The organism is Asanoa ferruginea (assembly GCF_003387075.1).
In the GTDB taxonomy this organism is placed as follows: Bacteria; Actinomycetota; Actinomycetes; order Mycobacteriales; family Micromonosporaceae; genus Asanoa; species Asanoa ferruginea.
Window position 1 is genome coordinate 1,882,895 of the sequence record NZ_QUMQ01000001.1, and the last position, 24,114, is coordinate 1,907,008.

Here is a 24,114-nt window from a genome sequence, read left to right on the forward strand (position 1 = left end):
TGATGTCTGCAAGAAGTCTACGACTCATTGAAACTTTTGACTTTGACCCGGGCGATAGCCTCGGCGCGTGGACATACGCGACGCGTCGGCGGCCGACTGGCCCCGGATCTACCCGTTCTTCGCGGCCATCGTCGATGCCGGCAACACCTACGCCTACCCGCCTGATCACTCGCTGGAGACGGCGCGGTCGTGGTGGATGGAGGAGCCGCCCGGGCAGACGGTGGTGGCGCAGCACGACGGGGTGATCCTGGGCTCGGCGAAGATGGGGCCCAACCGGCCCGGCCGCGGTGCCCACATCGCGACAGCGAGCTTCATGGTCGACCCGGTGCAGCAGGGGCGCGGCGTCGGTAAGGCGTTGGGCACCTACGCGGTCGAGTGGGCGCGGGCGCGGGGCTATGTCGGGATGCAGTTCAACGCGGTGGTGGAGACCAACGTCGTCGCGGTGCGACTGTGGCAGCAACTCGGCTTCACCATCATGACGACGATCCCGGAAGCGTTCGACCATCGCGCGCGCGGTTTGGTCGGTCTGCACGTGATGTACCAAAAGTTCTGAGCCGTTGTTGTTGGTTTTTATCCCTTTTGGACAGGAAAATCACTCGTACTTTCGGCTAGCTTCCCGGCGCCGGTCGGCCTAAAGTAAGCGTCGATCGGTCGAAGCGTGCTCCATAGCAAAGATCGCTATCGGGTACGACCGCTGGGAGGCGACCATGACGACGCAGACAGTTACCGAGTCCACTCACGACACCACGGTGGCGTCCGAGAGCGCGACCGAACTGCTCACCGCGATGGCCGCGCTGCCCGCCGGCCACCCGTCCCGGGCCCGTCTCCGGGACCGCACGATCGAGGCCTGGCTCCCCCTGGCCCAACACCTGGCCCACCGCTACAGCGGCCGCGGCGAGCCCACCGACGACCTGCTCCAGACGGCGGCGGTCGGCCTGATCAAGGCGGTCGACAAGTTCGACCCGACGCGCGGCGTCGACTTCGCCGGCTACGCCATCCCGACCATCATCGGCGAGCTCAAGCGACACTTCCGCGACCGCACCTGGGACATCCGGGTGCCGCGCCGCTTGCAGGAACTGCGACTGTCCATTTCGGAGGCCAACAGCACGCTGTTGCAGACGCTGGGCCGCTCCCCGACGGTGGCCGACATCGCGGCCCACCTGAAGATCTCCGAGGAAGAGGTTCTGGAGGGGCTGGAAGGCGCGCGGGCCTACAACGCGGTGTCGTTGTCGACCCCGACCGGCGACGGCGAGCGCGGCACCGAACTCGGCGACCTGCTCGGGTCGGAAGACACGTCCTTCGAGCTGGCCGAGCTGCGGGTGGCGCTGGGTCCGGCGCTGGCGACGCTCGACGAGCGCGAGCAGAAGATCCTGACGCTCCGGTTCTACGGCAACCTGACCCAGTCGCAGATCGCCGACCAGATCGGCGTCTCCCAGATGCACGTCTCCCGGTTGCTCGTCCGCGCCCTGACCAAGCTCCGCGGCGAACTCTCGGCGACGGGTTTCTAGGCACTCACAGGTAGAACATCTCCCACGGCCCGATCGCAGTGCGGTTCGCGATCAGCGGCTTCTTGCCGGCGGACTCCGCGGTGACGTAACGACCGTTGATTTTCGCCCGGAAGCTGACCGAACCGTTGGGGTTCTTGACGAGCTTGAACGTCTCCCAGGGCCCAACGGCCGTCCGGTTGGCGATCAGCTCCTTCTTCCCGGCCGACTCGGCGCACACGTACTTGCCGTTGACCAATGACTTGAGGGCCACGTCGCCGTTGCCGAGGTCCTGCACCTGGAAATACTCCCAATGGCCGATCGCCTGACGGTTGGCGATCAGCGGCTTGGCGCCGGCGGACTCGGCCGTCACGAAGCGACCGAGTGCGCTGAACGCACCGGGGCCGGTGCCGTCCGCATAGCGGCTGAACTTCTCCTGCGACCCAATCGCCGTCCCGATGGGATACAGCGCCTGGCCGGGCTCTGCGACGACGTACCTGCCGTTCTTGGCGCGCAGGCTGACCGTCCCGTCGGTGTTGGCGATGAGCCGGAACCGCTGCGCGTCGCCCACGGTGCTGACCGTTCGGAACTCCAGGGCGATGCCGTCGCCGGCGTAGGTGAGGAACTGGTTCTTCCAGACCGAGCGGATCGCCACGTCGCCACCACCGGCGTCGTAGAACTCGAAGCGAGCCTCCGGCGACCGCGGGTCGGTGCCTTCCGTGATTGCCCAACCTCGGTTGTCGGGGTGGACATAGCGGTAGTTGGAGCGTGCGAAGAGCTGGAAGACGCCCGTCGACGGCGGCAGGCAGGACGCCGGATACTCCCACCGACCCGATGCGGTCCAGGTGAAGCCGAGGATGCCGAGCGACACGGACGTCGGCTTGAGCGCCAAGGACCGCGCGGGGGCACCGGGCTCGACCACCACGGTCTGGAGCGGGCCGCCGCCGGTGACGTCGATCGGTGCGGCATAGCCGCCGGCCGGCATCGCGACGCTGACCAGCAGGTCGTCGCAGCGCGACTGGAAGTTGACGGTCGGCATGACCGGGTCGCCGCAGGTGGGCAACAAAACGACGCCGCTGTAGAGGGTGGTTACCGTGCCCACGAGCCTGATCGCGAGCACCGTGCGGCCCGCGCCGTAGCTGTGCACGGTCGCGGTCGCCGTCAGTGGCCCTTCCGACGCCGGCGGCAGGATGTCGCCGGCCGCGATGCCGGTCAACGTGTTGGCCGGCGCCACCGGCGCGAGGACCACGTCCTTGATGGCCACGGCGGTTTCGGTGTCGTTGGTGACCGTCCAGTTGACGGTGAAGCTGGCGTTCGCTTCGTCGCACACGGCGGTGCCGGTGATCGTCGGCTTGGCGGCCGCTGCCGCGGGTGAGGCAATGGCGACGGCACCGCCGGTCGCGACGAGGGCGGCAAGCAGGGCGGCGAACTTCCGGTTCAGACGCACCGGCAGAGATTAGATGATCATCAGCGGCCGCGCTGTCCCGTCGGTTGCTCAGACTTCGTGGCCCGTTGCCGTGCCGGTGCCGAACCCTGCCTTGCTCAGCATGCCGCGGAGTTCGGAGACCGTACGCGCGTCGAGGTCCTTCGTCTCGAAGTGGTCGAAGACCTGGGTCTGCGACCCGACCGTGACGGCGAGCTTGCCGTCATGGCGGCGGTCGACGGTGCCCACCGTCTCCAGCAGCGAGAGCACCGACCGCCATTCGATGTTGTGGCTCGTCGGGTGCTGGAGGATCTGCCGCAACGTGTTGCGGTGATGGTTGTTGAGGTGCTCCGCCGACGTCATCCCGGCTCCTTCCGTCCATGGGGCCAATCGCCCGTCGTGGCGGCGGCCGTGTAGGTGTGGCGCAGGAAGTCCAGCAACATCGCGTCGGGGTCGGCGGCCGCGCGGACTTCGGCGTAGGGCAACACGTACTCGCCGAGGTCCGCGTCGAAATAGGCCCCCGGGCCGGCGGGCTGCTCGCGATAGCCGGGCGGTTCGGGGTAGGCGTACGAGTAGAAGACGCCCTCGTCGGCTCCTCCCGGCCAGTAGCCGGCGCTGGACACCTCGTCGCTGTAGGCCTCCCACATCACCCGGTCCGGGCAGTTGGGGATGCCACCCGGATGCCGCGGTGCCGGGCGGCCCGAGAAGCGGGTCACCGCCAGGTCGAAGCCGCCCCAGAAGAAGTGCACCGGGCTGGCCTTGCCGCGGAACTCGGCCCGGAAGCTGTTGAACACACGGTCGGCCGACACCAGCGACGACCAGAACGCGTGCATCGCCTGGGCGTCGTAGGAGTCGTGGACCGTGTCGCGGTCGAACGCCACCACGTCGGGGATCTCCACCGGCCGCGGCACGATGTCGACGTCGACGCCCAGGGCGGCCAGGTGCGCGCGGTATTCGCGGTAGAAGTCGGCGACGCTGCGCGGGGCGAGCGTCATCCGGCGATGGGCGCCGGTGGTGAGTCGGATGTCGAGCGCGTGCGCGACGAAGTCGAAGCTGACCTCGACCCCGATGCCGCGATAGGGCATCAGCGAGGTGGTCAGGCCGCGGCCGGTCACATAGAGCGCGACACCCCACCAGTGGTTGAGCGGCGGGGCGAGGGCGAGCCGGGTCTTGCCGACGATCTGCGTCCAGAGTTGGACCGTGTCGCGCGTCGGTTGCCAGTCCGCCACCTGGAGAATCGGCCAACCGGCGCGCCCGACCTGGGAATCCGCCACCCCCGAAGCCTAGGCCGGTTGATCCATACGCAGCCGGGCGTACGGCGTAATCGTGCTATATTGGCGCCGTTGGAGTTTTTGATTCCCTCGACGTTGCGCCATCCCTCCTGGCATGGCTGATCTGAGCGGCGACGGAAGAACTCACCGCCGCAAACGTCTTTCGCGGCGCGAGCGGGCTGCCGCACTCCACAACCACACCAATGAGGACTTTGGATGACGCCAAACCACGACCACGCCACGCTGTTCGTCGCACCGGCCGACGCGCCGGAGGTCGACGCCGCGGCCAGCACGCCGGGCCCGGCCGCCGACGACGGAGCCGAGGCGATGTTGCAGCTTCGCGACCCGTTCGCGGTGCGCGACGCTGTGCCGGCCGAGCACGGAACAACCGATCGGCCGATCCGCCACTAACTCTACCTAGATAGATTTAACGCCGTGACCAGATCCCGGCGCCCCTCACCGCAGACCGTGGCGGTGCTTACGGCCCTCGCGGCCGACCCGTCCCGATGGCGACACGGCTACGACCTCGGGCAGGAGATCGGCCTCAAGGCCGGCTCGCTCTACCCGATCCTCATCCGCCTCAGCGACCGCGGTCTGCTCGAGTCGAGCTGGGAGACCGAGCCGGAGCAGGGCCGCCCGGCCCGCCACCTCTACCGCTTGACCGACACCGGGCTGGCGCTCATCGCCGAGGCCGAGGCCGAGTCCGCTGCCGAGGCCGCCGCGCAGCCCCGCCAGGCGCCGCGACCGCGGGGTGCGTGGTGACCCGCTCGGGCGTGTCCGACCGCCTGCTGGCGGCGGCACTGCACGGGCTGCCGCGCGAGCGCGCCGAGTGGGGCCAGGCGATGCGGGCCGAAATGGCCGCCGTCGACTCGCGCTCGGAACGCTGGCTGTTCCTGCTCGGCTGCCTGCGGGTGGTCGTGTTGCGGCCCGGCACCTGGTCGACCCCGCGCCTGGTGCGTTTCGCCTGCTGCGCCGTCCTCGCCGTCACGGTCGGGGGCATCGCGACCGCGATCGCGACATCATCCAACCCGGGCCAGAAGCTGCGCGAGGGCGGTTGGATCCTCGCTCTCCTGATCGGGAGCTACCTGTTCGGCTTCCTGGCGATCACGTCGCGCCGGTGCGCCGCGACCGCGCGGGTGCTGTTGATCGGCGGCGGCGCCGGGCTGGCCTCGGTCGGTGCCGCGGCGGTGCTGATGTTCGCCATCCCACCGGTGCCGCGCAGCATCGGCTCGACCGTGCTGCTCGTCGCGCTCGCCGCGCTCGGCGCGGCCGCACTGGCCCAGCGACCGCACGACGACCGAGCGGCGTCGCTCGCCGGCCTGTTCGCGGCAACCGTCGGCTCGCTCGGCATCGTCATCCTGGTCGACATCATCGCCAGCGCCGGCCCGGCCGAGCTGATCCCCATCGTCGTCCCGACGACGCTGTCACCCGCGATGCAGATCTCGGAGAGCCGCATCGAGCTGGTCGACCCCTACATCGGCCTGCTCTTCCTCGGCGCCGTGATGGGTCTGCTGCTGGGCATCACCGCGCTGCTGACCAGGAGCCGCCTGGCTACAGGTTGGCGGCCGCGCGGCGAAACGCCGCCAGCTGGCGGGCCAACTCGGCGTCGATAGCCTCGCCACGGTCGCTCGGCGGTGCCGGCTGAGAAGATGTCCGGGTGGATCAAGTTAGCGACAACCCGCTGGCCGCGGCGTTGGCGGCCGGCGACGAGGTGCTGCTGCTCGGCCTGACGCCGCCGCGGGAGAGCGTCTCCGCGGCCGAGGCGGCCCGGATCGCCGAAGTGACGCTGAGCCGCCTGGCCGGGGTCGAGCTCGACGGCCTGGTGCTCTACGACATCGACGACGAGGGCGACCGCAACCCCGACCAGCGACCGTTCCCCTACCTGCCGACGATGGATCCCGCCGCCTATCACGCCGGCCAGCTCGCGGCCTGGCGGTTGCCGGTGGTGATCTACCGGTGCGTCGGCAAATACCCCGCCGCCGACTTCTCGCGCTGGCTCGGTGCGGTCGACACCGACCAGGTGCTGACGGTGTTCGTCGGGCCGTCGTCGTCGAGCAAGCCGGTGCAGACCCGGCTCGGCGAGGCGCACGCGCTGCGCGACCAGCTCCAGCCCGCGCTAACCCTTGGTGGCGTCACTATCACTGAGCGCTACACCCGGCGGGGCGACGAGCACCTGCGGATGCTGGCCAAGCAAGACCGCGGGAGTTCGTTTTTCATCTCGCAGGTCGTCTACCACGTCGATGCGACCAAGAGCCTGCTGTCCGACTACTTCTACGCTTGCGCCGAACGCGGCGTGCGGCCGCGTCCGGTGCTCTTCACGCTGTCGGTCTGCGGATCGGTCAAGACGCTGGCGTTCCTGCGCTGGCTGGGCGTCGACATCCCGCGCTGGCTGGAAAACTCGCTGAGCCGCTCGGCGGACCCGTTGACCGAGTCCTACGAGCAGTGCGTCGCCAACGCCCGCGAACTGGCCGCCTTCTGCCGCCGGCTGGGGATGCCGTTCGGCTTCAACGTCGAGAGCGTGTCGATCCGCAAGGCGGAGATCGACGCCTCGATCCAGCTCGCCAAGGAGGTCCGGACCCTGCTCCGCTGACGGCCTACGCCGCAGCGAGGGCCGGGGCGGGTGTCGCGGTGGGCTTCGGTTCGCCGAACCGGAACTTCACGTCGGGCATGCGCCGTAGGCTCCAGATGCCCCAGCCGGCGCACACGGCCACCATCACGGCGGTCAGCACCCCGCTGAACACACCACGGGAGAGCAGCGCGGCGTCGAGGCCGACGTGCAGGAACCCGAGGCTCATCCCGGCGTCGATCAGCCGGCCGATGCCCCACAGCGCCGCCGTCTGGGTGAACACCCGGCGCATGCCCTTGTGGTGCAGCAGGTGCACGGGCAACGAGACGAAGTCGCGGGCCAACCGCATCGTTATCGGTCTGCCGAACAGCGCGCTCAGCAGGAACAACGCCGCCATGAAGAGCGAGGCGATCACCGGCTGGACCAGGTAGACCAAGGCGCTGGAGAGGACCAGGGCGACGATCGCCCGGGCGCAGAGGGCGCCGGCGCAGACCAGCAGCGTGCCGGGGAGGTGGCGGCCGGAGATCCAGCGGATGCTCACGGTCAACACGCACCAGCCGAGCACCGCCGCGAGCGCCGGCACCAGGCCGGCGGTGTGCAGCAGCAGGTAGAGCAGGCCGGTCGGCACGAGCGCCGTCTCCGCGAACAACCGCGCGGCGCGGATCAGTGCCGGCCGAAGGGCGCCGACCTCGATGACGAACGGGGCTTCAGCGGGAGGTGCTTCTTCACAGACAGTCATAGGCCCGGGGGGATCGGGGATGGGAGCCTCAACGTAACCCAGATTCCTCGGAAATCCAGAGGCGATGTGCCCCTATTCTGATGGAGAAATCGGAGGTTTCGCCCTCGCCGATGGCGAACGCGAGGATTTGCGGCTGTTAACTCACCGCATTTGCTAGCACCTCAGAGGTTTCAAGTGACAGCGAATTCACAGCGTGTTTGGTGATGCCTCAGATCAGATCGAGCACCAGAAACCCCGCGAGCAGGATCGCGGCGACCAGCGCGAGGTGGATCGGCCACGACCAGGGCCCGAGCGCCACGAAGGCGGCGATGGCCGCGGCGCCCAGAATGACCAGTAGGCGCGCGAGCGTCGGTGCCGCCCGGGACAAGAACGCGAAACCCGCTGATGGGGTACGCGGGAGCGCGTCCTGCTTGAGCACCGTCCCGTCGAGCACGAACGTGACCAGCCGCGGCAGGTTGCCGGCGTTGAGCGCGTCGCTGTGCCCACCGGGGTAGTAGTAGACCTCGCTCTTGGCGTCGTCGTCCCACTCGTGGAAGCCGTCGACCCCAGCCGTGCCGACGTCGCGCATGCCGAGGCCGCGCAGCCCGGCGCAGAGCACGCCGACCGGGATGTCCCGGGCGGCCCGGTCATTCCGGATCCGCCGCACCTGGCCGGCCTCCCGGCGCCCGCGCCAGTCGTAACCGACCGGAAGCACGCTCCCGGCCAGCAACACCCGTTCGAACCGCATTCCGGGAATCTTCTGGAGGCTGTGGCCGAGCAAATAGGTGCCGTTGCTGTGGCCGATGAAATGGAACGTCGCCTTGGGGTTGAGCGCCAACCGCTCAGCGTAGGTGTCCTCGAGCCAGCCCAGGAAGCGGCGGCGGGTCACCGGCAGCGCGAACTTGCCCGCTGAGAACCGTCCGTAGCTCGCACCCACCACCTCGACGTCGCTGTTCCGCGAGCCGATCTCGTCTTCGACGTCGCGTACCCACGTGGTGTTGCCCGCCCGGATCCCATGCAGCGCGATCACGACCGTCTTGCCGGCGTCACCGATCTCCGGCACCGGGTCTTCCCGCAAGGGCTCGGTGAACGCGGTGGCGATCAGCCGGAACCGCTCGTCGGGCGCGGGGGCCACGCTCAACCGGATCAGGTTGCCGTGGGTGGCGTCCGGGATGATCTGCTGACGGCCGGTCGGGAACTGACGGACGTCGCTGCTGTCATCCCCGGTGACCAGCCCGTCTTCGCTGCCGAGAAACTGCACCAGATTGGGTGGGTGAGCGAGCCCGTTGATCTCGCGGACCCAGGTGATCCGCAGGTTGGTGATGAAGGCCGAACCGCGGAGCACGTCGTGGATCAGCCAGTGCCGGGTGAACGGCAGCACCCGGGCGAACCAGGCCGCGGCCGGCAGCCACCACCGCCGCTCGAACCGCGCGGGCAGCCCGCGGTTGAGGCTGGCGAAGAGCACGACCCGGTTGACCTTGCCGGCCCAGGGGTTGCGCTCGCCCGGCTCGCCGGCCAGCGCGAGCAGGTAGGCCTGCCGCACGATCAGCCCACCGACGCTGTGGCCGACCAGGACGATCTCGTCATAGCCGCCGTTGGCCACCCAGCTCTGGTGTATCCGCGCGGCGATGGTGGACGCCTGCTGCCGGAGCGAACCCCGCCGGAACCAGGCCGCGTCGTGTGACATCAGCTCCCAACGGCAGTCGGGCTCGCCATAGCCGTCGAGCGTCTTGAGCCGGTCGACCAACTCGGCCCACTGCGTCAGGTCGTTGGCGATCGACGGAACCACAACGACGAGACGCGAACCCATGGCTCCCCCATCGGCAGACGAGGATTCATCGTCACCGAATCGCGACAGCTAGTGACCTCAGCCGAACGTGTAGAACTTCTCCCACGGGCCGATAGCGGTGCGGTTGGCGATCAACGGCTTCTTGCCGGCCGACTCCGCCGTCACGTAGCGACCATTGACCTTCGACTGGAAGCTCACCGACCCGTCGGCGTTCTTGACGACCTTGAAGGTCTCCCACGGACCGACCGCGGTGCGGTTGGCGATCAGCGGGTCCTTGCCAGCGTGGTCGGCACACACGTATTTGCCGTTGACCAGCGACTTCAGCGACACCTCGCCGTTGCCGAGGTCCTGCACGAAGAAGAACTCCCACAGCCCTGCTGTGGCCCGGTTGGCGATCAGCGGTTTCTTGCCGGCCGACTCGGCGGTCACGTAGTTATCGTTGATCAACGCATCGATCGGGCGAGGGCCCGCGTTCGGGGCGTAGCGGCTGAACTTCTCCCAGGGGCCGATCGCGGTCCGATTGGCAACAAGCGGCTCCTGGCCGGCACGCTCGGCGGTCACAAACTTGCCGTTGAGCTCGGACCGCAAGCTCGTTGTGCCGTCGGCGTTGCCCACGACGCGGAACTTCTCCGCGACGCCGAGGACCCGAACCGGACCCAGGTTCACCGAGCCATCGCCCGCGGCGACGGTCAGGAAGCGGCTGTCGTCGACCGAACGGATAGCGACATCGCCGGATCCCACGTCGCGAAACTCGAAACGGGTGCCGAAGCTGCTGGTGGCCAACGCGCTCGCGGCGACGTCAAGCTGGTCGGCCTCCACGTAGCGGTAGTTGGCCTGTGCGAAGAGCTGGAAGGTGCCAGCCGACGGTGGCAGGCAGGACGCCGGATACGCCCACTTGCTCTGCGCCACCGTGCCAACGCCGCCAATGTTGACTTTCACGGACGCCGCCTTGTCGGACGGCACCGGCACCGACCGCACAGCGGCGCCTGGTTCGGCCACGAAGCTGCTCTCCATGGCGTCAGTGCCCCACACTTCGATCGGGACGGTGTAGCCGTTCGCCGGCATCGCGACGCTGACCAGCAGGTCGTCACACCGCGACTCGAAGGTGACGGTGGGCTTGACCGGCGTGCCGCAAACGGTGGGCAGATTCACCTGCGCCCGGGTGCTCAACGTCGAATCCGCCAGGCCGATGGCGAGGAACGACGCGACCTTTGGCAGATAGCTGTGCACCACGGTGGTCCCGGTGAGCGAGCCCTCCGACGCCGGCGGCAGGACGTCGCCGACCGCGATGCCGGTGAACGTCGTGACCGGCGCGACCGGGACGGCGAAGACCTGCCGGATCGCGACCGGCGTCTCGGTGGGGTTCGTGACCGTCCAGGTCACGACCCAGCTGCTGGAGTCTTCGTCACAGATTGCGGTGCCCGCGATGACCGGTTTGATGGCGGCGTTCGCGGGCGAGGCGACGACGCCAACGCCGACGGTTCCGAGCAGCGCGGCGACGACCGCGGCGAGCTTGCGATTGAGGTGCACGGGCGCAGCCTAGATGATCATGTCACGCCGAAGATCACGCTATCGGTCGGTCATGTCAGCCGACCAGATAGGCCGGACCTCGACCAGGCCGAGCGCGGCCTCCGGCACCTTCGCGGCCCACTCCAGCGCGCGCTCCTCGGAATCGCAGTCGACCAGATAGAAGCCGGCCAGTTGCTCCTTCGACTCGGCGAACGGGCCGTCGGTCGGCAGGCCCAGCGCCGCCAGCGCTTCCGGCTGGCCGGGCAGGCGGGTGCCCGTCGACGGGTCGGCCAGGCGGTGGCTGAGGATCAGCTCGCCGGATGCCGTCAGCGCCTCGCCCAGGGCCAGGTGCTCGATCATCCCGGCGGCCCGTTGCTCGTCGGTGAAGCTCTCCCAGATCGCCCGCGAGCGCGGATTGCCGTACACCATGATCAGATATTTCATGGTCTTCAGTGTGGCGCGCTCCAGCGGTCGCGGTAGCAGACTGGGGCCGTGAGCCGAGAAGCGTTTCGGGCGGCGCGGGACTATCTCCTCGACGTCGCCGACGACTACGACCGGGCCTACGCCGAGTTCCGCTGGCCGCAGCTCGACGAGTTCAACTGGGCCCTGGACTGGTTCGACCCGATGGCCGAGGGCAACGACGACCCGGCCTTGTGGATCGTCGAGGAAGACGGCTCGGAGGCGAAGCGGTCGTTCCGCGAGCTGAGCGAGCGGTCCAATCAGGTCGCCAACTGGCTGCGCGACGCCGCCGGTGTCGGCCGGGGTGACCGGGTCATCGTCATGCTCGGCAACCAGGTCGAGCTGTGGGAGACGATCCTGGCCTGCGCCAAGCTCGGTGCGGTGATCATCCCGGCGACGCCGCTGCTCGGGCCGGCCGACCTGCGCGACCGGCTGGATCGGGGCGGCGCCCGGCACGTGATCACCACGACCGCCTCGACCGACAAGCTGGCCGACGTCGCCGGCGACTACACCCGGATCGCGGTCGGTGGCGCCCCGCCCGGTTGGCTCGACTACGGCGGCGCCGACGGTGCGGCGCAGGTGTTCACCGCTGACGGGGTGACCCGCGCGAGCGACCCGCTGCTGCTCTACTTCACCTCCGGGACCACGGCGTTGCCGAAGCTGGTCGAGCACACCCACGCGTCCTACCCGGCCGGTCACCTTTCGACGATGTATTGGATCGGCCTGCGGCCCGGCGACGTACACCTCAATATCTCTTCGCCGGGTTGGGCCAAGCACGCCTGGAGCAACGTCTTCGCGCCGTGGAACGCCCAGGCCTGCGTGTTCCTCTTCAACTACAGCCGGTTCGACGCGACCGCGCTGATGGCCCAGATGGACCGCTGCGGCATCACCACCTTCTGCGCGCCGCCGACCGTCTGGCGCATGCTGGCCCAGGCCGACCTGCGCAAGCTGGCCACGCCGCCGCGGGTGGCGGTCGCTGCCGGTGAACCCCTCAACCCCGAGATCATTGAGCAGGTACGCCGCGCGTGGGGCCTGACCATCCGCGACGGCTTCGGGCAGACCGAGACGACCGTGCAGATCGCCAACACGCCCGGTCAGCCGGTGAAGCCGGGCTCGATGGGCCGGCCGCTGCCCGGGTATGTCGTGGCCCTGGTCGACCCGATCACCGGCCAGCCGGGTGACGACGGTGAGATCTGCCTCGACCTCGCGCACCGGCCGCTCGGGCTGATGGTCGGCTACCACGGCGATCCCGAGCGCAACGCGGAGGCGATGGCCGGCGGTTTCTACCACACCGGCGACGTCGGCTCCCGCGACTCCGACGGCTACATCACCTACGTCGGCCGGATGGACGACGTGTTCAAGGCGTCGGACTACCGGATCTCGCCGTTCGAGTTGGAGAGCGTGCTGATCGAACACCCGGCGGTCGCCGAGGCCGCCGTGGTGCCGTCGCCCGACCCGCTGCGGCTCGCGGTGCCCAAGGCGTTCGTCGTGCTCGCCGCCGGTTGGGCGCCGGACGCCGACACCGCGGCCTCGATCTTCGCTCACTGCCGGGAACACCTGGCGCCGTTCAAGCGGGTCCGCCGGATCGAGTTCGCCGAGCTGCCGAAGACGCTGTCCGGGAAGATCCGCCGGGTCGAGTTGCGGACCGGCGACCACGACCGCTACGCCAACGGCGGGCGCCCGGCCACCGAGTTCCGCGAGGAGGACACTCGGCCGAGTTGACCGTTTTAAGCTGAATGCCCGATCTCCCGGACCACCGGAGGCAGGCATGCACGCGTTTCTGGCCCGCCTCGGCCGGTGGTGCGCGCGCCGGCACTGGGTCGTCATCGCCGCCTGGGTGGTGCTGCTGGTCGGCCTGGTGGTCGGCAACAACCGGTGGGGCGGCGACTACGTCAACGACTACACGGTGCCGGGCAGCCAGTCCGAAAAGGGCACCAACGTCATCGCCAGCGAGTTTCCCGGCCAGACCACATTCGTCGGGCAACTCGTCTTCCAGGCGCCGGCCGGCTCGACGGTCAAGGCGCAGCAGGCCGCGGTCGACCAGTCGGTGGCCAACACCGCCACGCTGCCGCACGTGGTCAGCGCGACCAGCCCGTTCGCCACCAACCCGCCGACCGTGTCGCCGGACGGCACGATCGCGTACGGCAACGTCGACTACGACATCTCCACCGACGCCCTCGGCGACGAGTATCTGAACCAACTCGACAACGCCGTGGCGCCGGCCCGGGCGGCCGGCCTTACCGTCGAGTACGGCGCCGCCACCGGCCAGATCGGCAAGGGCACCAACGACGCCGCGTCCGAGATCGTCGGCATCGTGGTGGCCTTCGTGCTGCTGTTCCTCATCTTCTTCTCGGTGGTCGCCGCGCTGATCCCGCTCGTCTCGGCGGTGTTCTCGGTGCTCGCAGCGCTGTCGATCATCGGCCTGCTGGCCGCGGCGTTCACCTTCCCGACCACCGGACCCACGCTGGCCACCCTGCTCGGCCTGGGTGTCGCCATCGACTACGGGCTTTTCCAGGTCGCCCGCCACCGGGAGGATCTCGCCGACGGCGACTACGTCCGGGCCGCCGGCAGTGCCAACGGGCATTCCGGGATGGCCATCCTGGTCGCCGGCACCACCGTGATCATCGCGATGCTCAGCCTCTACATCTCGGGCCTGCCGTTCATCGGCGCGCTCGGCATCTCGGCGGCGCTCGCGGTCGCGCTGACCATGCTGGCCGCACTCACGCTGATCCCGGCCTTCCTGGGCCTCACCGGACGGACGGTCCTCGCGATCCGCCGCTTCCGCGAACCGCCGCCGCCCCCCGGGGTCGACCCGGTGACCCACCCGGCGCACGAGCACGGCGCTTTCGCCCGGTGGGGCCGCTACGTCAGCCGGCAGCCGTGGCCCTGGGCGATCGGCGCGGTGGCCGTGCTGCTGGTGATCACGATCCCGCTGATCTGGATCGACTTCGGCCAACTCGACCCCGGCACCGACCCGACGAGCGACAGCGACCGCCGGGCGTACGACCTGATCGCCGAAGGTTTCGGTCCGGGCGCCAACGGGCCGCTGACGGTCGTCATCTCGATCCCGCCCGGCACCGACCCGACGACGCTGGTGACCAGCACCCAACTGGCGCTCGAGCAGCAGCCCGGGGTGGCATCGGTGGCGCCGCCGGTGGTCAACCCGCAGGGCAACACCGCGATCATCAACGTCATCCCGACAACGGGCCCGCGCGACACGGCGACCACCGACCTGGTGCACCGGATCCGCGACGACGTGCTGCCGACCGTGCCGGCCACCACCTACCTGACCGGGCAGACCGCCAGCTATGACGACTTCACCGCCCGCACCGTGCAGCGGCTGCCCTGGCTGATCTTCGCCGTGGTGATCCTGTCGCTGCTGCTGCTCACGACGGCCTTCCGGTCACTGGTGATCGGCATCCAGGCGGCGGTGATGAACCTGCTGTCGGTCGGCGCGGCTTACGGCGTGATCGTCGCGGTGTTCCAGTGGGGCTGGGGCTCGTCGTGGATCGGCGTCGACATGCCACTGTCCATCCCGGCGTACGTACCCATGATCATGTTTGCCGTCGTGTTCGGCTTGTCGATGGACTACGAGGTCTTCCTGATGTCCCGGGTCCGCGAGGCCTACCTGCGCACCCGAGACACCCGGCGCAGCGTCGCCCTGGGCATCGGCGCCACCGCCCGGGTGATCACGACCGCGGCCCTGATCATGATCGTTGTGTTCATCAGCTTCGTCGCCGACCCGGACCCGACGATCAAGATGCTCGCCGTCGGCATGGCGGTCTCGGTGCTGCTCGACGCCAGCATCGTCCGGATGATCCTGGTGCCGGCGATCCTCGCGATCCTCGGCGACCGGGCCTGGTGGATCCCCCGCTGGCTGGACCACATCCTGCCGCGCCTCGACATCGAGGGCGAGCAGCCGGAGGCTCCCGAACTCGAAGGGGCACACCGATGAGCTGGCCACGCGTGATCGAGCCGATGCTGGCGACGCCGGGCGAGATACCCACGACACCCGGCTGGGCGTACGAGTTCAAATGGGACGGCGTCCGCACGGTCGCCTACACCGACGGGCGCGGCGGCATCCGGCTGATGTCCCGCAACGACCTCGACGTCACGCCCAGCTACCCGGAGTTGAACGTGGTCGCCGATCTGATCGGCCACCGCCGGGTAGTGCTCGACGGCGAGATCGTCACCTTCGACCGGCACGGCGTCTCGTCCTTTTCGTCGCTGCAACGCCGAATGCACGTGGTCGACCCGAGCCCGACGCTGGTGTCGTCGACACCGGTCGTGTTCGGCGTCTTCGACGTGCTGTATCTCGACGAGCCCCTCATCGGTCGTCCCTGGAGCGAACGCCGCGCCGTGCTCGACGGCCTCGGCATCGACGAGCAGCCGGTGCTGGTGGCGCCCTACTTCGAGACCGACCCGGACGCGGTGATGACGACGGCCCGCGAGCGCGGCCTGGAGGGCGTCGTGTCCAAGCGGGTGGATGGCACCTACCACCCCGGTCGGCGGTCGCCGGTCTGGCGCAAGACGCCCTTCATCCAGACCACCGAGGTGGTGGTGGTCGGCTGGAAGCCCGGCGGTGGCCGGCGGGCGGGCACGATCGGCTCGCTCACCCTGGGCGCCTACGACGACCAGGACAGGTTGATCTATTGCGGCGGGGTGGGCACCGGCTTCACCGACGACATGCTCGCCGAGTTGCTGGCGCTCCTCACTCCGCTGGAGACCGACCGGTCGCCGTTGGCCGAGCCGATCCCGACGGCCGACCGGCGCGGGGTGCGCTGGGTGCGACCGAAGGTGGTCGGCGAGGTGGTCTTCCGGTCGGTCACGCCCGATGGCCGCCTGCGCCATCCGGCCTGGCGCGGCCTGCGCCCGGACCGCCGCCCCCATGAGGCCCGCATCCCTCGTCCTTGAGGACGCCGAACCTCGGGCCGCCGGCTCGATCAGCTCGGCTCGGACTCCGCTGAATCGGCACGCCGTATCCGATCTCGGAGCCGGCGCGCTTCGCTGCCGCGGTAGACCCGCAGAACGCTTTCGAGCGTTTGGCGCACGTGCGGGTCAGGATGATCGGCAAGGTAGGCCAGTTCCTCGGCACCACCCCGCCGGCCACGGCCGAGCTCAGCGAGCACATCGATGATCTCGTCTGCCGTTTCGGCCGCCCGCAGCTCCGCCATCAGCTCGTTCTTCGGCTTGGGCGGCTCCTCATACGCGAACCGGCGGCGCAGCCTCGCCGCCTTGAAACCGCCGCGCCGCAGACAGTAGGGACACGCGCACGGTCGCCGGCCGTGGGCCGCCGGTAGGTAGCGCCACCCCACCCCTTGTGGGACATCCCGGATCCGGCGCACCTCGGCCGCCGTGACCGCCCGCGGCACGAACACCTCATAGCCCCGCGGATCATCGAGCGCACGCACCCGCGCGACCGCCCGCGCGGCGGTGGCCTCGTCGGGTTGCGCGCCATAGTGTCCGATCGTCACCGGCTCGTCGTCGGGCAACCGCAGGTGCACCGCCACGAGCACACCCGGGTGCCAGCGCCGCAGCTCACGCACCCACTGATAGGTGAGCGTGAACGATGGCAACACCGGCATGCAATAAACGCCGCGCCTGCCGGCCCAGCCGTGGCTAACCGCGGCGATCCCCGAACGCGGCATTCGCCGGGCCGACCCCGCCCTGGTGATATGCACGAACTCCGCCATCGCCGCGGATCGTAGCGCCCAAAGGCGGCCAGCGCGGATCGCGGCTGGCCGCGGATCAACCTGGCGGCCCGCCGGTCAACCTGGCGGCCTGCCGATCAACCTGGCCGCTCGCCGATCAACCTGGCCGCCCGCCGATCAACCTGGCCGCCCGCCGATCAACCTGGCCGCCCGACGGCCAACCTGGCGGCCCGGCGATCAACCTGGCGGCCCGGCGGCGATCCGGTCGCGGATCTGGGTCATCCGCTCCGGGCTGTGGTGCGGCATCTCCCACCGCGACTCGAGCCACCACGTCGCCCCCGCCGCCGCCCATTCCGCGACAACCGCCGCCGAGCCCGGGTCGTCAGCCCGCGTCTCACCCTCGGCGATCAGGTCGAACTCGGCACCAACCCCCCGCGTGCCCAACCACTCCCGCACCGACCGCGCCCCCTCGGGCCCCCCTTCGCCGGAGAACTCCGGAATCACCCCGTCGCAGCGCAACGCCCGCCGCATCGACCGCGGCCGCGGCCAGCGCGCCACCACCCAGATCGGGATGCGCGACCGCACCGGCCGCACCACCTCGGTCAGGTCGTCGCGCGCGCACTCGTAGTCGTAGTGCGCACCGTGAAAGCTCGTCGAGCCACTCCACAGCGCCCGGATCAGGTCGATGCCCTCGTCGAGCAGACCAGCCCGCTCGCGCCGATCGACCACCTCCCCCGTCGACGGCAGATCGGTCTCGATCGCCCCGAGCCCGACGCTCAGGATCGCGCGCCCGCCGGAGAGCTGGTCGAGGGTCGCGACCTGGCTGGCCACCTTCCACGGGCGGCGCCAGGGCAGCGGGGTCAGCATGGTGCCGAGCTGGACCCGGCTGGTCACCATCGCCATCGCCGACAGCAGCGACCACGCGTCGACGCCGTAGGCCGCCTCCCACACGAACACCGCGTCCCAGCCCGCGCGCTCCGCGAGAACGGCCTGCTCAACCTGGGCGCCGGCGGGCCCGCCGGGCAGAATCACCCCGTACCTCATGCGGACATTGATAGCAGCGGGGTCCGACAGAACTTGACCCTCGACAAGGTCGAGGCACCAGGGTTCCGGGATGTGGAGAGCGACATGCGGAGCATCGGCGAGACCGCGCGGGCCAGCGGGCTCAGCGTGAGCGCGCTGCGGTTCTACGACCGCGTGGGCGCGCTGGTGCCGGCGCTGGTCGATCCGGAGAACGGCTACCGCTGGTATAGCGACCAGCAGGTCGATCAGGCCCGCCTGGTCGCCGGCCTGCGCCGGGTCGGCATGCCGGTCGCCGAGATCAGCGCCGTGCTCGGCGCCGAACCGGCCACCGCGCACCGGCTGGTCGACCGGCACCTGGGCCGCCTCGAGACCGGTCTGGCCGATGCCCGCCGCGAGCTCTCCCGTGTTCACGCCCTTCTCGACACGCAGGAGAACCCGATGACCACCGTGACCATGTCCGCCACCGTCCTGGGCGCCGCCTTCGACTCCGTCCGGTTCGCCGCCGGCACCGACCCTGAGCTGCCGATGCTGGCGGGCGTCCTGGTCGACGCCGAGCCCGGCGCGGTCACCTTCGTCGCGACCGACCGCTTCCGGATGGCCATCCATCGCGAGCCCGCCGACGTCGACGGGCCGGCCAACAAGATCATCGCGCCGACCGGGTGGGTCGATCGGGTCCGCGACCGCCTCGGCGGGGACGAGCCGATCACCCTGCGGCTGGACGGCACCCTGATCGAGGCCTCGGGCGGCGATTGGACGATCAAGGACACCCCGCTGGCGTACGACTATCCCGACTACCGCCGGCTCCTCGAAGCGCGCACCGGCGACACCCCGCGCCGCACCCCGGTCGACCCGGCCGCGCTGCGGGCGGCGCTAGCGGCACCGACCACGCCGCGGGTGGTCCGCCAGCACGACGGCGTCGACCACGAGCTCGCGGTGCTGGCCATCGGCTCCGGCGGCGGTGTCGACCTGGTCGGCGAGGACGACTGGAACGACGAGCACGTGGCCGTCAACCGCGGGTTCCTGCTCGAGGCCCTCAACGCGGGCGGCGACGGCCAACTCGTGCTCGAGCTCGACGGCCCGATCCACCCGCTCGCGATCCGGCGGCCGGCCGACGACCGCGGTTTCTCCATCATCATGCCGGTCAAGGCCTGACGGGAGAGCGCGCCGGGCATCGCCCGGCGCGCCTTTCTCCGTGTCCCATTGATGCGACAGTCCAATCACGAACGACCCGATTCGGCGATGCGTTCGGCATCTGTTCGTCAGATAGAGTCCGGTCATGGCCCGCCCAGGTTCATCCCGGTGTCGGGCCCTTAGCGCGGTCGCGGTTTTCGGTTTCTTCCTAGCGCCCATCGCACCACTGCCGACCCCGGTCGATGACGGTTCCCTGGTTTTCTGTCTAGATCACCAAACCGATCTCATCCGCGCCGCGATAGCGCTCGACCGGGGCACCCCGGCCGAACGACCCGACCAGATCCGGGTCGGTTCGCAAGACCTGCGGGTCGCCGAATGGCGCCGGTCCTATCCCGCCGATTTCGATCGCAGTTGCGCCGCCCTCCGCGCCGCCGGCCCAGCCGACAAGGTGCAGACCCCGGCCGACTCGACCCGCCCCAACCCCTGGTTCGCGCCGGTCACCACGTTGACCGCGACGGTCGTCGGCGCCCTGCTCACGTTTCTGGTGACCAGGTCGCGCGACCAGGTGGCGCAGCGCCGCCAGGAGGCCAACGAGCTGCACAGCGCGGTGCAGGCCTTCGAGTCAGTGGTGCACCGCTACGCGCACGGCTGGCTCAAGGAGGCCACCGACGCGCCCTCCGCGCCGCAGGTCATCGAGCGCACCGTCGACCTGCAGACCAAGCTCCGCCGGGTCCACCTGGCCCGGCCAGACTGGCCGGAGCCGACCGAGGTGCTGGCGCGCCTCGACAAGGAGCCGTTGGGCAGATATCTGATCGACACCGAAGCGTGGGCGGCGCTTGATCCAAAAAGACGAGTGGAACGGGGGACCCGCATCTTCGGATCTCTTGCCAATCTCACCCGCGATGCCGACCATATTGCTTATCGGCATGACCATCCACGGCACAACAAACAGCCGGAGCAACGGCCGGCCACCCCGGAGATCGGATGAACCCGTTTCTCGTTCCCGGTTGCGTCGACGCGCGGACTCCGCTCAACCCCGGCGTGCACGGAACCCACGAGGATTACGCCGACGTCGATCACACTGAGCGCCAGTTCAGCGCTTTCCAGGCCGACTTCCAGGGTGGCGACGGAGTCCTACAAGACGGCCGGCTGGTGGTCGTCAGCGGGCCTTATGGCAGCGGCAAGACGGCGCTCGTCAACCGCTGTGTGAAATGGCTCAGCAGCGCGTCAGGCGAACGCCATCCGGTCGTGGTCGATCTCCGGCGCGACAGGTTGGACCGCGGCGAGGTCGCCGACCGGATCAAGTTCATCGCGGGCCGGTTGGTCGACGAGCTACGCACCCGCCGGCTCCTGGAGACCGCCGGCGACCTGGCGCAGCGGCTCGAAGAGCCCGACCGGATGTTCCCGATCCTCAGCCAGGTGCTCGGCCCGAGCACGTTCCTGGTGGTCCTGCTGCCGCCCTCCGGCGACCTGGTCAGCGAGCTGATCAAATACGCCCGCTTCGCCCGCGCCAAGCTGCTGTTCTTCGCCGAGACCGCCTATTGGAGCAGCCTGCGCGAACGCCGGGCGGAGTTCCACTCGGCCGGTGGCTCGCCGCCGCTGTTCCTGGAGCTGGGGCCGCTCGCCGAAAGCGACGGAGACACCTTCTGGGACTTCCGGCTCGAGCGCTTCCTGGAATACGGGAGCTGGCCACACGGCGACGCACCGCCCCAGGTCGCTCCGGAGAAGCTGAAGAGCCTGGTCAGCCAGCGTCCGATGTCGATCGGCGAGCTCCAGCTCGTGCTGCACGCGGTCTGGGAACTGCTGTGCGCCGAGCCCGAGCAGCCGGAAATGATCTCCGACGAGCACTTCTGGCGGGCGTACGTCCGGCTCTACGCATCCGGGACTGGTGACCGATGACGACACCTCAGGCTGGGTTCGCCAACCCGTTCCCGTCCACCGCCAACGCCTCCGGCCAGCCCGTCGACCCCGATCTGGCCGTCCACACGCCGGCCGTGACCACCGCGGCCGCGCTGTTCGACGCCTTCCTCCGGGGCGGCCAGCAAGGCGAGGTGCTCGCGGTCATCGGCGGTGCCGGCACCGGCAAGACCTACCTGTCGGGCGTGCTGCGCGGGATGGCCGATCAGGCCCAACCACCGGTGCGCTCGTTCTACGCGCAGGTCTCCGCGACCTCGTTCCAGGGCGTGCTCGGTTCGTTCGTCCGGGCCGTCAAACGCGACGAGTCGACCGTGCGTGCCGGGGTGCGGCACCTCTTCGCCCAGGTGGTCGCCGACGCCCTTGGCGACTCCGACCTCGGCCGGCATCTCGGCCCGGAGCTGCGCGGCGGCAAGCTCGACCCGGTCACCCTGGTGCAGCGGATGCGCCTCGACCGGGGCGCCTACCTGGAGACCCTGACCACCCGCCTGGAGCAGCTCACCGACCACCCGGGGATCGCGACCGCGCTCACGCTGTTGCTGCGGCCGGGTTTCGACCACGCGGTCTGGACCTGGCTGGCCGGCGGCGAGCCGGCCGGCGTGCTGCGCGACCGGCGGATCGCCGCCGCGTTGGAGAGCGACGCCGACGCGCTCCGGGCGATGGGCGCGCTGATCTCGGTGATCTGTGCGCCCGGCCGCAAGATCCTGCTCACCTTCGACGAGCTGGAGCGCACGTTCCGGGCCGACCGGCCGCTGACCGAGGAGACCACGACCGCGCTGCGCCGGTTCCTGGCCAGCGCGGTCAACGCCGGCGCGTTCGTGGTGCTCTCCGGGTTCACGTCGTTCCTGGAAAACGTGCCCGAAGACGTCCGTTACCGGATCGGCCCGACCATCCAGACCTCGCCGTTCCAGCCCGAAGACATCCAGCAACTGGTCAACACGAGCCGCGAAGCCGTGCGCGACCAGGCCACCGCGCCGCCGCCGTTCAGCCCGAAGGTGGTCGAGCACCTTGCCGACCTGACGGCAGGCGTACCCCGGTTGATCGTGGATCTGTCTCATCGCCTGGTGCGGGCGACCCGGCCGGCCACCACGACCATCGACGAGGCCGCGATCGAGACCGCGGCACAGGCCTACGTGGAGGAACGGCACGGCGCCTATTTCGCGGAAGAGGTCCGCCGCGCGCTCACCGAGCAGGGTTGGAAGGTCGAGCCCAACCGCTATGTCGGGCTGAGCCAGGACTCCCATGTGGACTTCTGGGTCGCCGACACCGATGGTGGCGAGGGCTGCGCCATCCTGGTCGCCGAAAACGTCATCGGCGCGGCCGACGTCAACCGGCAGCGCGACCGGATCTTCACGGTCAAGGAGGGCCTGCCCACCGGCGAGATCCTGCTGGTGGTCAAGGGATTCCTGGCCCAGGGCGCCGAACGCGAGCTGACCGACCTGACCGGGCGGCGGCCGCTGGTCGCGCAGCCGGGCCGGATCGGGCGCGACCTCGGCCGCACCGTGCGCGCGATCCTCGCCTCCTTCGAGGCACACGACCCGGTCGAGCGGGTCGGCAACCGGCTCGACCGCTTGGGTCAACACCAGGCAACCATGCACGGGTACGTCGCACAGCTCGCACTGTCGATGAACGAGTTGCGCACCGCCAACGAGAAGCACCTCGCCGAGATCATCGGACGGCTCCAGCCACCGGAGCCGCAGGGTGCCCAGGGGACGCCCGCGCACCTGCCGCCGGCGGTCGAGGCGATGCTCGACGACGCGCAGCACGTGCTCGCCGAGTTGCTCGGCCGGGTCGACACGCTGTTCACCGACGCGCTGCACGCCGGGCCCGACCGGGCCCGCGACACCCGGATGGCGCTGCGGGCCCGACTACGGCAGCGCAACACCGCGGCCGCGGCCGGCGTCGTGGCGCTGCTGCAACGGCTGATCGCGGCGTTCCGCGAAGAACTGCGGCTCTGGTATGCCGAGGAGTCGCCGGCCGGAGCGGCCGGGCGCGACACCCGCACGCTCGACGCGCTCTGCCAGACCTACTCGGTGGCCTGCGAATATCTCCCGCTCTTCCAACTCGACGAGTTGCGCCACGTCACCGCGCGGTTCGCCGACGTCGACGACCTCCCGACCGAGCGCACCACCGAGATCAGGGCGTCGGAGCTGTTCGGCAACCTCGCCGGCCGGGTGCAGACCGAGCTGACCGGGCCGACCGCGATGCGCCGCCGGGCCACCTAGCCGGCCTCGTCCAGGCGGCCGCAGAGTTCGGCGAAGCGGTCCTCGACGCTGGCCACGTAGGCCTGCACCAGGGTCACGCCGACCACCTGGCGGCCGCCGCCGAGCCAGCGGGTGATCACGGCGCCGTCTTCGACGTCGAGCACCACCGCCCGGGCCGCCCGGCCGAGCACCGGGTAGACCAGCCGGCGCAGGTCGCGCAGGTCGCCGTCGAGATCGGTGTGGAAACCCCAGTAGACCCGGCGCAGCCGGGCGGGCGAGGTGTCGCCGTGGGTCTCCGGGAGGTCGAGGCCGCCGAAGCAGTCGACCGCGAACGCGGTGCCGTCGTTGCTCAGATAGAGCACGTATTGCAGCCGCTCGTCGATCGCCTCCCGGCAGATCGACAGCAGCCGGGCGTGGGCGTTGCCGGTGATGACCGGGCTGCCGGTCGGTGGTGGCAGCACCGCGCTGGGCGCGATCGGCTGGAAGCCACCCGGGTTCTGGTCGCTGAGCTCGAACAGCTCGCGCGCCTCGGCGGCCAGCCCAGCCAGCGCCCGGTCGGCCTCCTGCACCTCGGGTGCCACCGCGAGGCTGGGTTCGGCGGGCAGGTGCGGGTCGCGCAGGCAGAAACCGACGAGGTGGCCGCGGCGCGGGATCGTGTAGGCCAGCGCGGCACCGGCCGGCGTCTCCAGGACGAGCCGCACCAGCGCGCCGGTGCGCGCCACCTGGAGCTTGTCGTGTAGGTCGAGGCAGACCCCCACGACGCCCTGCGCGGCGAGCCGGGCCTGCTTGCGCTGCTGCTGGTCGGTGTCGGTCTGGTCGATCGAGAAGGTCCGGTCGCCGTCGACGATCAGGCTCAGATGCGTCAGGTTGGGGATCCGCCGGGCCAGGTCGGCCGCCGAGAACAGCAGGTCGTGTTGTTCGTCGCTGGGCGGTGGGTCGATGTGGACACTGTCGAAGGCCGACCGGGTCACC

At 70.0% G+C, this 24,114-nt stretch carries 23 protein-coding genes; 13 read left to right on the forward strand and 10 right to left on the reverse strand.

From position 1 onward, the window contains the following. Window positions 1-67: 67 nt before the first annotated feature. The gene (locus tag DFJ67_RS09150) at window positions 68-553 is read left to right on the forward strand and encodes a GNAT family N-acetyltransferase (RefSeq protein ID WP_116067489.1); all 486 of its coding nucleotides are present in this window, start codon (window positions 68-70) and stop codon (window positions 551-553) included. A 154-nt stretch (window positions 554-707) separates the two neighbouring features. Continuing rightward, window positions 708-1,508, forward strand: a complete 801-nt coding sequence (locus tag DFJ67_RS09155; protein WP_116067490.1) for a SigB/SigF/SigG family RNA polymerase sigma factor — start codon at window positions 708-710, stop codon at window positions 1,506-1,508. Between the two features lie 4 nt (window positions 1,509-1,512). On the opposite strand, the gene DFJ67_RS09160 is transcribed toward DFJ67_RS09155, so the two are convergent. The 3 genes from DFJ67_RS09160 to DFJ67_RS09170 are packed head-to-tail and all read right to left on the reverse strand — an operon-like array spanning window position 1,513 to window position 4,181. Further along, on the reverse strand, window positions 1,513-2,931 hold the full coding sequence (locus DFJ67_RS09160; RefSeq protein WP_116067491.1) for a fascin domain-containing protein: 1,419 nt from the start codon (window positions 2,929-2,931) through the stop codon (window positions 1,513-1,515). 48 nt (window positions 2,932-2,979) lie between these two features. Further along, window positions 2,980-3,270, reverse strand: coding sequence for a hypothetical protein (locus DFJ67_RS09165; protein WP_116067492.1), 291 nt, complete (start codon window positions 3,268-3,270; stop codon window positions 2,980-2,982). Then, window positions 3,267-4,181 (reverse strand): DUF5996 family protein, encoded by a 915-nt coding sequence (locus DFJ67_RS09170; RefSeq protein WP_203783946.1) that lies wholly within the window; start codon window positions 4,179-4,181, stop codon window positions 3,267-3,269. Before DFJ67_RS09170 ends, DFJ67_RS09165 begins: the two co-directional genes overlap by 4 nt. Window positions 4,182-4,394: 213 nt before the next feature. Between DFJ67_RS09170 and DFJ67_RS09175 the strand changes: the two genes are divergently transcribed. Genes DFJ67_RS09175 through DFJ67_RS09190 form a run of 4 tightly spaced genes read left to right on the forward strand, consistent with a single transcriptional unit; the run spans window position 4,395 to window position 6,768 of the window. After that, complete coding sequence (locus tag DFJ67_RS09175; RefSeq protein WP_116067493.1) at window positions 4,395-4,589, forward strand: hypothetical protein; 195 nt, start codon at window positions 4,395-4,397, stop codon at window positions 4,587-4,589. 24 nt (window positions 4,590-4,613) lie between these two features. Then, on the forward strand, window positions 4,614-4,940 hold the full coding sequence (locus tag DFJ67_RS09180; RefSeq protein WP_239097388.1) for a PadR family transcriptional regulator: 327 nt from the start codon (window positions 4,614-4,616) through the stop codon (window positions 4,938-4,940). Further along, window positions 4,937-5,791: a hypothetical protein gene (locus DFJ67_RS09185; protein WP_147315459.1), complete on the forward strand. Its 855-nt coding sequence runs from the start codon at window positions 4,937-4,939 to the stop codon at window positions 5,789-5,791. Before DFJ67_RS09180 ends, DFJ67_RS09185 begins: the two co-directional genes overlap by 4 nt. A 44-nt stretch (window positions 5,792-5,835) precedes the next feature. Then, entirely contained in the window at window positions 5,836-6,768 is a 933-nt protein-coding gene (locus tag DFJ67_RS09190; protein WP_170215772.1) for a 5,10-methylenetetrahydrofolate reductase, read from the forward strand. Between the two features lie 4 nt (window positions 6,769-6,772). Here DFJ67_RS09190 and DFJ67_RS09195 read toward each other — a convergent pair whose 3' ends face one another. The 4 genes from DFJ67_RS09195 to DFJ67_RS09210 form a co-directional block, all read right to left on the reverse strand. Further along, window positions 6,773-7,483, reverse strand: a complete 711-nt coding sequence (locus tag DFJ67_RS09195; protein WP_116067496.1) for a DUF3159 domain-containing protein — start codon at window positions 7,481-7,483, stop codon at window positions 6,773-6,775. A 208-nt stretch (window positions 7,484-7,691) separates the two neighbouring features. Next, complete coding sequence (locus DFJ67_RS09200; protein WP_116067497.1) at window positions 7,692-9,272, reverse strand: esterase/lipase family protein; 1,581 nt, start codon at window positions 9,270-9,272, stop codon at window positions 7,692-7,694. A gap of 57 nt (window positions 9,273-9,329) precedes the next feature. Further along, window positions 9,330-10,781 (reverse strand): fascin domain-containing protein, encoded by a 1,452-nt coding sequence (locus tag DFJ67_RS09205; protein WP_116067498.1) that lies wholly within the window; start codon window positions 10,779-10,781, stop codon window positions 9,330-9,332. A gap of 39 nt (window positions 10,782-10,820) precedes the next feature. Beyond that, on the reverse strand, window positions 10,821-11,204 hold the full coding sequence (locus DFJ67_RS09210) for a YciI family protein (protein ID WP_116067499.1): 384 nt from the start codon (window positions 11,202-11,204) through the stop codon (window positions 10,821-10,823). Between the two features lie 48 nt (window positions 11,205-11,252). Here DFJ67_RS09210 and DFJ67_RS09215 point away from each other — a divergent pair, with 48 nt between their 5' ends. The 3 genes from DFJ67_RS09215 to ligD are packed head-to-tail and all read left to right on the forward strand — an operon-like array spanning window position 11,253 to window position 16,133. After that, the gene (locus DFJ67_RS09215; RefSeq protein WP_116067500.1) at window positions 11,253-12,941 is read left to right on the forward strand and encodes an AMP-binding protein; all 1,689 of its coding nucleotides are present in this window, start codon (window positions 11,253-11,255) and stop codon (window positions 12,939-12,941) included. A gap of 46 nt (window positions 12,942-12,987) precedes the next feature. Continuing rightward, on the forward strand, window positions 12,988-15,174 hold the full coding sequence (locus DFJ67_RS09220; protein ID WP_116067501.1) for an MMPL family transporter: 2,187 nt from the start codon (window positions 12,988-12,990) through the stop codon (window positions 15,172-15,174). Continuing rightward, the gene (gene ligD / locus DFJ67_RS09225; protein WP_116067502.1) at window positions 15,171-16,133 is read left to right on the forward strand and encodes a non-homologous end-joining DNA ligase; all 963 of its coding nucleotides are present in this window, start codon (window positions 15,171-15,173) and stop codon (window positions 16,131-16,133) included. The genes DFJ67_RS09220 and ligD overlap by 4 nt, the downstream gene beginning before the upstream one ends. A 29-nt stretch (window positions 16,134-16,162) precedes the next feature. Here the strand turns inward: ligD and DFJ67_RS09230 are convergent, their stop codons facing one another. Beyond that, window positions 16,163-16,912 carry a HEAT repeat domain-containing protein gene (locus DFJ67_RS09230; protein WP_147315460.1) on the reverse strand — a complete coding sequence of 250 codons (750 nt, stop codon included), beginning with the start codon at window positions 16,910-16,912 and terminating at the stop codon, window positions 16,163-16,165. Between the two features lie 195 nt (window positions 16,913-17,107). After that, window positions 17,108-17,914: an LLM class flavin-dependent oxidoreductase gene (locus DFJ67_RS09235; protein ID WP_116067504.1), complete on the reverse strand. Its 807-nt coding sequence runs from the start codon at window positions 17,912-17,914 to the stop codon at window positions 17,108-17,110. 84 nt (window positions 17,915-17,998) lie between these two features. On the opposite strand from DFJ67_RS09235, the gene DFJ67_RS09240 reads away from it, so the two are divergent. The 4 genes from DFJ67_RS09240 to DFJ67_RS09255 all read left to right on the forward strand — a co-directional run bounded on the left by DFJ67_RS09240 (window position 17,999) and on the right by DFJ67_RS09255 (window position 23,163). Further along, complete coding sequence (locus DFJ67_RS09240) at window positions 17,999-19,045, forward strand: DNA polymerase III subunit beta family protein (RefSeq protein WP_116075933.1); 1,047 nt, start codon at window positions 17,999-18,001, stop codon at window positions 19,043-19,045. Between the two features lie 124 nt (window positions 19,046-19,169). After that, the gene (locus tag DFJ67_RS09245) at window positions 19,170-20,012 is read left to right on the forward strand and encodes a hypothetical protein (protein ID WP_116067505.1); all 843 of its coding nucleotides are present in this window, start codon (window positions 19,170-19,172) and stop codon (window positions 20,010-20,012) included. Then, complete coding sequence (locus DFJ67_RS09250) at window positions 20,009-20,923, forward strand: P-loop NTPase family protein (protein ID WP_116067506.1); 915 nt, start codon at window positions 20,009-20,011, stop codon at window positions 20,921-20,923. The genes DFJ67_RS09245 and DFJ67_RS09250 overlap by 4 nt, the downstream gene beginning before the upstream one ends. Then, window positions 20,920-23,163, forward strand: a complete 2,244-nt coding sequence (locus DFJ67_RS09255) for a hypothetical protein (protein WP_116067507.1) — start codon at window positions 20,920-20,922, stop codon at window positions 23,161-23,163. Before DFJ67_RS09250 ends, DFJ67_RS09255 begins: the two co-directional genes overlap by 4 nt. On the opposite strand, the gene DFJ67_RS09260 is transcribed toward DFJ67_RS09255, so the two are convergent. Further along, window positions 23,160-24,113 (reverse strand): hypothetical protein, encoded by a 954-nt coding sequence (locus DFJ67_RS09260; RefSeq protein WP_147315461.1) that lies wholly within the window; start codon window positions 24,111-24,113, stop codon window positions 23,160-23,162. The genes DFJ67_RS09255 and DFJ67_RS09260 overlap by 4 nt on opposite strands. Between the last annotated feature and the right edge of the window lies 1 nt (window position 24,114).

Excerpts from the sequence above, each read along its gene's own strand:
- DFJ67_RS09250 (WP_116067506.1), top strand. The coding sequence starts at position 20,009 with ATGAACCCGTTTCTCGTTCCCGGTTGCGTCGACGCGCGGACTCCGCTC.
- DFJ67_RS09255 (WP_116067507.1), top strand. The coding sequence starts at position 20,920 with ATGACGACACCTCAGGCTGGGTTCGCCAACCCGTTCCCGTCCACCGCC.
- DFJ67_RS09240 (WP_116075933.1), top strand. The coding sequence starts at position 17,999 with ATGCGGAGCATCGGCGAGACCGCGCGGGCCAGCGGGCTCAGCGTGAGC.
- DFJ67_RS09210 (WP_116067499.1), bottom strand. The coding sequence starts at position 11,204 with ATGAAATATCTGATCATGGTGTACGGCAATCCGCGCTCGCGGGCGATC.
- DFJ67_RS09220 (WP_116067501.1), top strand. The coding sequence starts at position 12,988 with ATGCACGCGTTTCTGGCCCGCCTCGGCCGGTGGTGCGCGCGCCGGCAC.
- DFJ67_RS09245 (WP_116067505.1), top strand. The coding sequence starts at position 19,170 with ATGGCCCGCCCAGGTTCATCCCGGTGTCGGGCCCTTAGCGCGGTCGCG.
- DFJ67_RS09235 (WP_116067504.1), bottom strand. The coding sequence starts at position 17,914 with ATGAGGTACGGGGTGATTCTGCCCGGCGGGCCCGCCGGCGCCCAGGTT.
- DFJ67_RS09200 (WP_116067497.1), bottom strand. The coding sequence starts at position 9,272 with ATGGGTTCGCGTCTCGTCGTTGTGGTTCCGTCGATCGCCAACGACCTG.
- DFJ67_RS09195 (WP_116067496.1), bottom strand. The coding sequence starts at position 7,483 with ATGACTGTCTGTGAAGAAGCACCTCCCGCTGAAGCCCCGTTCGTCATC.
- DFJ67_RS09165 (WP_116067492.1), bottom strand. The coding sequence starts at position 3,270 with ATGACGTCGGCGGAGCACCTCAACAACCATCACCGCAACACGTTGCGG.
- DFJ67_RS09230 (WP_147315460.1), bottom strand. The coding sequence starts at position 16,912 with ATGGCGGAGTTCGTGCATATCACCAGGGCGGGGTCGGCCCGGCGAATG.
- DFJ67_RS09175 (WP_116067493.1), top strand. The coding sequence starts at position 4,395 with ATGACGCCAAACCACGACCACGCCACGCTGTTCGTCGCACCGGCCGAC.
- ligD (WP_116067502.1), top strand. The coding sequence starts at position 15,171 with ATGAGCTGGCCACGCGTGATCGAGCCGATGCTGGCGACGCCGGGCGAG.
- DFJ67_RS09155 (WP_116067490.1), top strand. The coding sequence starts at position 708 with ATGACGACGCAGACAGTTACCGAGTCCACTCACGACACCACGGTGGCG.